The sequence below is a fragment of the Frankia nepalensis genome (assembly GCF_016786325.1).
Taxonomy (GTDB): Bacteria; Actinomycetota; Actinomycetes; order Frankiales; family Frankiaceae; genus Pseudofrankia; species Pseudofrankia nepalensis.
In genome coordinates this window covers 1747-9529 of the sequence record NZ_JADWYU010000059.1, presented here as the reverse complement: position 1 = coordinate 9529, position 7783 = coordinate 1747, and the positions used below count along the sequence as shown (strand labels likewise).

Below are 7783 nucleotides of genomic sequence, written 5' to 3'. Positions count from 1 at the left end.
GGGGCAGGGGGGCGCCCCCCCCCGGGGCCGGCGGGGGGGGGGGGGGGCCCGGCGGGGGGGCGGGGGGGCCGGCGGCCCCGGCCGGGTCGGCCCCGGCCGGGCCCACCGCGCCCGCCGACGCGCTGGCGTCGGTGCTCACGACTGGTAGACCGGCTGGAAGATCTTGTTCCACTCGGTCTCTTCCTCGGTGGTCAGCACGCGGAAGCGGTGCGTGTTGGCCAGGTCCTCCTGCGACGGGAAGATCAGCGGCGACTCGCCGATCTCAGGCGAGACCAGGGACTTCGCCGACTGCACCGGAGTGATGTAGTTGATGTAGTCCGCCAGCATCGCGGCGACCTCGGGCTCGTACGCGAAGTCCATGTACGTGATCGCGTCGACCGGGTGCTCCGCGGTCTTCGGGATGCACATGTTGTCGGTCCACAGGATCGCGCCCTCCTGGGGCACGACGAACTTCAGGTTCGAGCCCGCGGCGACCTGCTGGAAGACGTCGCCGGACCAGGCCATCGTGATCCACAGGTCGCCGGCGGCGAGCGGGTCGATGTAGTCCTGGACGTAGTACTTGCGGACGATCCCGTCCTCGCGCTGCTTGGTCAGCTTGTCGGCGGCCTTCTTCCAGTCGTCCGGGGTGGACGTCGTCGGGTCGATGCCCATGCCGACCAGCGCCAGGTTCGGCAGGTCCTGGTTCTCGCCGAACATGCCGACGTGGCCGGCGAACGCGGGGTCGAACAGGTCCTCGTAGCTGGTGATCTCCCGGCCGGTCTTCTCCGGGTCGTACGCGATGCCGGTGATCCCCGACTGCCAGGCGACCGTGTACTTGTTGCCCTGGTCGTACGCCGGGTTCTTCACGCTGGCGTCCGCGTTCTTGACGAAGTTCGGCAGCTTCGTCAGGTCCAGCGGCGCCAGGTAGCCCAGCGCGATCAGCTTGTCGAGTTGCAGCCCGTTGGTCATGACGATCAGGTCGTGGCCGGTCGACTGGTTCGCGGCCAGCTGCGGCCGGATGGTCGCGAAGAACGACTCGTTGTCCTGGATCACCTCGCGGTAGGTGACCTTGATGCCCTTCTCGTCCTCGAACTTCTTCAGCGACGGGTTCGACCCGTCGTCGGCGACGTCGATGTAGAGCGGCCAGTTCGCGAAGTTGAGAACCCCGGCCTTCTCCTTGCCGTCCCAGAAGTCCTCGGGCGCGGTCCCGCTGCTGTCATTGGACTTCTCGCCCTCGACACCGCAGGCGGCGAGCAGGGCGGCCACGCCGGCGGCGCCCCCCAGCCGCAGGAAGCCGCGGCGGCCCAGCCGGGGCTGGGTCAGGCCACGCAGGAGAGCCGGGTCGACGGCGGGAACCGGTGTCGGGTGGGGGCCGGAGCTGTCCGGGCTGCCGTGGGTCGTCACGATGGGGGGTCCTCCGCGGAATCAAAAAATCGTTGCGTGTTGGTCGTCGCTATCGCTGGTGACGGCGCCGCGCGTGGCGCGGGCGTGCCCGGGAGGATCAGCCGGACGCGGCCGGCGGCGCGGCCGTCGCGGGGTCAGCGCCGTCCGGCGCCAGCGCGTAGGAGTGCTCGGGCCGCCAGGACAGCCACACCTCGTCGCCCCGGCCCGCGAGGTCGCTCGCGTCCGAGCTGTTCTGCCAGAAGACGACGAGCTCGACACCGCCGGGAGTCAGCACCGTGTAGGTCGTGTTCGTGCCCATGTAGACGACTTCGGTGACCCGTCCGCGCAGCGCGCAGACGTCGCCGTCCGGCCGGTCCGCGGTGATCACGATCTTCTCGGGGCGCACGGTCAGCTCGACCACCGAGCCGGTGGACAGCTCGCCGAGCTCGGGACGCAGCGCCGTCATCAGCCGCTCGTCCACGGCCGCGTCCAGCGTCGCGACGGGACCGGTCCCCTCGGTGGTCACCGTGCGCACTGCCCGGCGCAGCACGTTGCACGTGCCGATGAAGCTGGCGACGAACCCGGTGCGCGGCCGCTCGTAGAGCTCGCGCGGCGGGGCCAGCTGCTCGATCCGCCCCTTGTTCATGACGGCGATCCGGTCCGACATGGTCAGCGCCTCGCCCTGGTCATGCGTCACGTAGACGAACGTGATGCCGACCTCGCGCTGGATGCGCTTCAGCTCGATCTGCATGGTCTCGCGCAGCTTGAGGTCGAGCGCGCCGAGCGGCTCGTCGAGCAGCAGCGCCCGCGGCCGGTTCACCAGGGCGCGGGCGAGCGCGACGCGCTGCTGCTGGCCACCGGAAAGCTCCCGTGGGCGCCGGTCGGCGAGCGCGCCGAGTTCCACCAGCTCGAGGATCTCGCCGACCCTGCGGCGTGCCTCGGCACGGGCCACGCCCTTGCGCCGCAGGCCGAAGGCGATGTTGCCGGCGACGTCGAGGTGCGGGAAGAGCGCGTAGCTCTGGAAGACCAGGTTGACGTCCCGCCTGTTCGGTGGCGTGGCCGTCACGTCGACGCCGTGCAGCAGTATCTGGCCCCGGCTCGGTTCCTCGAACCCGCCGATCATCCGCAGGGTGGTCGTCTTGCCGCAGCCGGACGGGCCGAGCAGGGAGAAGAACTCCCCCTGGGCGATGCGCAGGTCGACCGTCTCGACCGCGGTCACCGCGCCGCGGCGGGACACGTACTCCTTGGCCACGCCGACCAGCTCGATCGCCGGCGGCGCCGCGCCCGTCCCACCCGTGGGCACCGTCCGCTCGTCGACCGTTCCCCTGATCGTCGACACCGGAGCCCCATCCGCGGTCACCGACAAGCTCGCACCCACCCTCTCCACCCAGATACGCGACAAGTCCCAGAAGTCACGTATTGACGCCGAGTCAGCGTGACAGCCCCCACCGACCCCTACAAGGGATCCGACGTAAAGGTTCGATTTCTCAGCCGATTCCTGGCCATTGGGCGCTCTGGGCCAGGGATTCCGGTCCGGCGCCCGCTCCCGCCCGCGGGGCCGGGCCGCCCGGCCCCGCGCGAGCGGCCCCGGGCGGGTCCAGGCGCGGTAGTCCTCCCTGGTCACCGTCACGACGCCACCCGCCCAGGAGCAGCGGCACCTGCCGGCGAGTCAGACACACGAATCCGAAGCAGATCTCCTACCTAATCCCTCAAATCAGAATAAGATCATGGAAATTGCAATGGATTCCGCTTCAGCGTGGGCGGTGCTCCGCGGGGCGACTCCGGCGAACGCCTCCCGGTCCGGCGACAAGGGACCGGCGACGGCCTCGGACGCCGCTCCCCACTGCTCACCGGTGAGCAGCGTCCGTACACGGACGGACACGGGAAAACGTGATCCCGATGTGGCATTGACCCCACGGTGGTCAGCGTACGGGCAGAGGGTGCCAGCCTCGGCCGGCGCGAGCACTGTGAGGGATGAGCCACGCGACGGACGCGTCCCACGGGCGGTCCATGGGCAGTCCGCGGCCGGTCCGCGTCGCTCGCCCGGCGGCCCGCCATCGAGCCACGCGGCCCACGGGTGGTCACCGTTCGCGTGGCGGCACGCGGCGGCACGCGGCGGCCGACCGCGCGGGCCGTGGGCACGACGAACCCGCCGCTCCGGGCCAACGGGCATCCGAGGCCACGGTTGGACGCTGCCCACCCGTGGTCGGCGACGCATCCTCCATCGCTTTCCACCGGAGGGCAGTCACCGGACCGCGCCGGACGGTCGCGCTGGCCCTGCCCACCTGGGTGGTCACCGCGGCACGGCCACGAGCAGCCAGCCAGCCGAGTGGCGGCTGGACGCTGCCCACCTGTGGGCAGTGTGGGAGGCCGCGGTTGGACGACGGGCCTGGGCTGAGCCATCGTGAGCGGATGGCCACCGAGACGCGTTCCAGCATCCGGGGGTCGGGCCTGCCGCCGTCCGCGCGGGCGACGCACGCGCCGTCCCCAGGCACCGGCTACCAGCCGTCGCCGGTGCCGCATGACCGGCTCGCCGGGGTGCACGCCGGTCATCGCCGCCTGCTCGCCCTCACCGCGGCCGTGGACGACGCGGTGGTCGCGCGCCCCTCGCTGCTCGCCGGCTGGACCGTGGGGCACCTGCTCACCCATCTGGCCCGCGACGCCGACAGCCACACCGAGATGTTCGAGTCGGCTGGCGCCGGCGCCGGGCCCCACCCGCGGTACCCCGGCGGGGCGGCCCAGCGCGACGCGGACATCGAGGCTGGCGCGAGCCGCCCGGCCGCGGCGATCCGGGACGACCTGGCGGCGGCCGTCGCCCGCCTGGAGCGCGCCTGGGACCACACCCACATCGAGGTCTGGCGCACCGGGCTCGCGCGAAGCGAAGCCCCGGCGAGCCTGGCCGACCTGGTCTTCCTGCGCTGGCGCGAGGTCGAGATCCACACCGTCGACCTCGGGCTGGCCGACCTGGGCGGCCCCGGCTGGGCCGACCTGCCGAGCGCCTACGTCGACACGGAATGGGCCTGGACCGCCGCGTGCCTGCCGGCACGGTTGCCACCGGAGGTCACCGTGCTGCTCGCGCCAGGCGACCGGCCGTCGCGGGCGTTCGGGGCCGGGCCCCGGCGGGTCATCCTGCGGGCGTCGACGCTGGAGACCCTGCGCTGGCTGACCGGACGGCTGCCCGGCGCCGTGGCGCCGCCGGACTGGCCGACGCTGACTCCCTGGGAGTGACGCCGAGCCCTGGGAGACACCTACCCCCTGGGAACATCGAGCGCCGTGCGCTGCCCACCCGTGGGCAGGGTCCCGCCTCGAGGCCCACCCGTGGTACCCGCTGGCGCGCCGACGGTCAGCCGGAACGCGCGCACCGGCGGGTAATGGCAACCCTGTCGATAGGTCTTCCTGCGGGTGATAGGGAGACAATGGCCGGGTGGGTGCGCAACGTGCCGGTATGACCGGCTTTCCGGGCCGCCAAGGCCCCCGGCGGCGCGACGGCGTTGCCCGTCCGGCCGCTGCCGGGCGGGCGCTGACACGGGCCGGGCGGGCGGCGCGAGGGGGCCTGCGTTGATCACTATGGCACTGTTCAACAACAAGGGTGGCGTCGGCAAGACCACGCTCACCTTCCATCTCGCGCACATGCTGGCCCGCCAGGGAAACCGAGTGCTCGCCGTCGACCTCGACCCCCAGGCGAACCTCACGGCCCAGTTCCTCGACGAGGAGGAGCTCGCGACGCTCTGGCAGGAGCAGACGGTCCCCGGCCCGGCCGCCTCCACCGCGTCGTCGGCGCCGCGCCGGCCGGACTTCCTCAGCGGCGCGCGCCGCCCGCGGATCGCCGCCGGCACCGGCACCATCGCCACGGCGATCGCCCCGATCATGGAGGGCGTCGGCGACGTCGCGCTGTTCGAACCGGTCGGCGTGGACGACAACCTGTGGCTGCTGCCCGGCGACGTCGACCTGAGCGTCTTCGAGGACAAGCTGTCCGCCGCCTGGCCGAACAGCTTCCTCGGCAAGGACGTCGCCGCGCTGCGCACCACCACCGCGCTGCACCGGGTCGTCGACCACAGCGGGCGCGCCGTGGGCGCCGAGATCGTGCTCATCGACGTCGGGCCGAACCTGGGAGCGATCAACCGGGCGGCGCTGCTGTCCGCCGACACGGTGCTCATGCCGCTCGGCGCCGACCTGTTCTCCCTGCGCGGCCTGCGCAACCTCGGCCCCACGCTGCGGGACTGGCGCTCGACCTGGCAGGGCATGGTGCTGCCGAAGGTGCCCGACCGGATCGCCGCGCCGCGAGCGCTGATGATGCCGATCGGCTACGTCATCATGCAGCCGGCGTCCCGGCTGGAACGGCCGGCGCGGGCCTACGACCGCTGGCTGGACCGGATCCCCGAGGTGTTCGCCGCCTCCGTGCTCGGCACCCAGCGCGTCGACCCCTACGACAAGTCCTTCGAGATCGCGAACATGCCGCACTACCAGACCCTGATGCCGCTCGCCCAGGACGCGCGCAAGCCGATGTTCGAACTGCGGGCCGGCGACGGCGCGCTCGGCGCCGCGCAGAGCAACGTCCGCAAGTGCTACCAGGAGTTCCGCGACCTGGCGATGAACGTGCGCGAACGGCTGCGCTACCTCGACCCGACCCTGCCACGGCTGCCGGTCTCCTCCGCGGGAATCCGGAAGTAGCCGAGAACAGGTGCTGGCCATGCCGAATCCACCGAGATCCCCAATCGTCCCGATCCCGCGCGCCGGACTGCGAGGCGACGCGGTGGGCCGGTACGCCTGGCATCGCCGCCCCGCCGGCCAGGTCGGTAGAGCCAGCAGGGTCGGCGCTGCCGCGGGCGGCGAGGACGGTCAGGCGGCCGGCCTCGCGGGCGGGGCGGCTCCTGGCGGCGAGCCGGCGCGGCCGGGCAGGTTCCCGCTCGCGGCCACGGCCGGCTTCGTGCTCACCGGATTCGTCATCGCGTTGGCCGTCGCGCTGTTCGTCCAGGGCGGGCCGGCCGAGACGTCGGTCACCGCCGCGCCCGCCTCGGCGTCGGTCACCGGGCCGCCGCGAGCCACGAGCCCCAGCGTGAATCCGGCCGTGCCGCCCTCGGCCGCGTCGTCGACCACGGTGCCGTCGGCGACCACGAGCACCATCGTGGCCACCAGCACCATTACGGGCACGGGCACGGGTGGGACGTCACCGGCCGCGCGCCCGGCGGCGACCCGCCGGGCGCTCACCGCCCTCGACGAGTCGGCTCGGCCGCCGAACGCGCTCGAGTCATGGCTGGCGGCCGGCGGGGAGACAGCGGACTCCCGTTCGCCCAGCCAGGGCGGCTGCGACGTCGACCCGCGCATCGTCCGCTACCTCCGCGAGCGCGGACTGCCAGCGCCATGCTAGGCCCGTTTGAGGGTCCATTGTTCGTCTCGGTCGGGTTCGTCCGGCTCGATGCCGGTGATTTACCTGGATGTGGAACCGTGAAGGCCGGTGGTCAGCTGCCGGGCGCCGCGCTGCGTCGCCATACGGCACGCCGATCCGCGCGAGAAGTGGGCGACAGGGGCACGTCAGGATGAGCGAATCGGTCACGGGGGGCTGGGAGAACGACGTAGGTCCGGACGCGCACGTCGCGGCCACCTCCGACCCGACCCACCCGGCGCCCCTGCCATCGGACGGCCAGCCAACGGCGGCCGTCGGCGATCCGGCCGGGGATACCCCGGCTGTCGACGAGGCCCCGGCCCGAGGCGCCGAACCTCCGGAAGGCGTGCTCGCCGACGACAACTACGACCGCAATGCTCAACAGGCGGCCCCTTCCAACGCGGAGGGACCGCTCAACCCGAACAACGCCGCATGGCCACCGGTAGCGGGTCGTAGGCGCCCGTTCAGCCTCGGTGACATCTTCCGGCCGAAGGGTGCCTCCGCCCACGCCACCAAGCAGACCGAACCGTTCCGGGAGGACAACGATCTCGACCCCGAGGCGACCCTGAAAGGCTTCTTCACGCTCCGCCCGCTCGCCGCCGATCAGCCCGGCCCGGCGACCGGGTCGAGCCCCGCCGTTCCCGCTTCCGAAGCCGGCGCCGGCGCGCCGGCGCCCCCGCCGGCCGCTCCCGCCAGCCCAGGCCTCCCCGAGACCGGCGCCCCCCTCGACGAAGCCGCGGAGCGGGCCGCCGCCGAGGGCGCGGCTGGCCTCGGCGACGTGGACCCGACCGGCGACGTGGACCCGACCGGCGACGCCCAACCGGCTGGCGACGCCCAACCGACCGACGTCGATCCCGCCGGCTTCCAGACCACCGAGCACGTCACCGCCGACGACGCGGACGCCTTCGACGCCCTGGGCGACGACCCGGCCCTGGGCGACGACCCGACCTTGGACGACGAGCCGACCTTGGACGACGAGCCGACCTTGGACGACGAGCCGACCTTGGACGACGAGCCGACCTTGGACGACGAGCCGAC

The 7783-nt window shown here is 72.8% G+C and carries 5 protein-coding genes and 1 pseudogene; 3 read left to right on the top strand and 3 right to left on the bottom strand.

Annotated elements, in window-relative coordinates:
• Positions 1–135: 135 nt before the first annotated feature.
• Positions 136–1383, bottom strand: a complete 1248-nt coding sequence (locus I6A81_RS02690) for a polyamine ABC transporter substrate-binding protein (RefSeq protein ID WP_203001842.1) — start codon at positions 1381–1383, stop codon at positions 136–138.
• Between the two features lie 97 nt (positions 1384–1480).
• The gene (locus I6A81_RS02685; RefSeq protein WP_407661235.1) at positions 1481–2692 is read right to left on the bottom strand and encodes an ABC transporter ATP-binding protein; all 1212 of its coding nucleotides are present in this window, start codon (positions 2690–2692) and stop codon (positions 1481–1483) included.
• Between the two features lie 1082 nt (positions 2693–3774).
• Here I6A81_RS02685 and I6A81_RS02680 point away from each other — a divergent pair.
• On the top strand, positions 3775–4590 hold the full coding sequence (locus tag I6A81_RS02680) for a maleylpyruvate isomerase N-terminal domain-containing protein (RefSeq protein WP_203001843.1): 816 nt from the start codon (positions 3775–3777) through the stop codon (positions 4588–4590).
• Positions 4591–4920: 330 nt separating this feature from the next.
• Positions 4921–6033: a ParA family protein gene (locus tag I6A81_RS02675; RefSeq protein ID WP_203001844.1), complete on the top strand. Its 1113-nt coding sequence runs from the start codon at positions 4921–4923 to the stop codon at positions 6031–6033.
• Positions 6034–6201: 168 nt separating this feature from the next.
• Here I6A81_RS02675 and I6A81_RS02670 read toward each other — a convergent pair whose 3' ends face one another.
• Positions 6202–6687 (bottom strand): hypothetical protein, encoded by a 486-nt coding sequence (locus tag I6A81_RS02670; protein ID WP_203001845.1) that lies wholly within the window; start codon positions 6685–6687, stop codon positions 6202–6204.
• 212 nt (positions 6688–6899) lie between these two features.
• Between I6A81_RS02670 and I6A81_RS02665 the strand changes: the two are divergent.
• Positions 6900–7783: pseudogene (locus I6A81_RS02665) on the top strand (hypothetical protein); the annotation flags it as partial.

What these genes read in the sequence shown, in the direction of transcription:
- I6A81_RS02680 (WP_203001843.1), top strand. Translation starts at nt 3,775, where the DNA reads ATGGCCACCGAGACGCGTTCCAGCATCCGGGGGTCGGGCCTGCCGCCG.
- I6A81_RS02670 (WP_203001845.1), bottom strand. Translation starts at nt 6,687, where the DNA reads ATGCGCGGGTCGACGTCGCAGCCGCCCTGGCTGGGCGAACGGGAGTCC.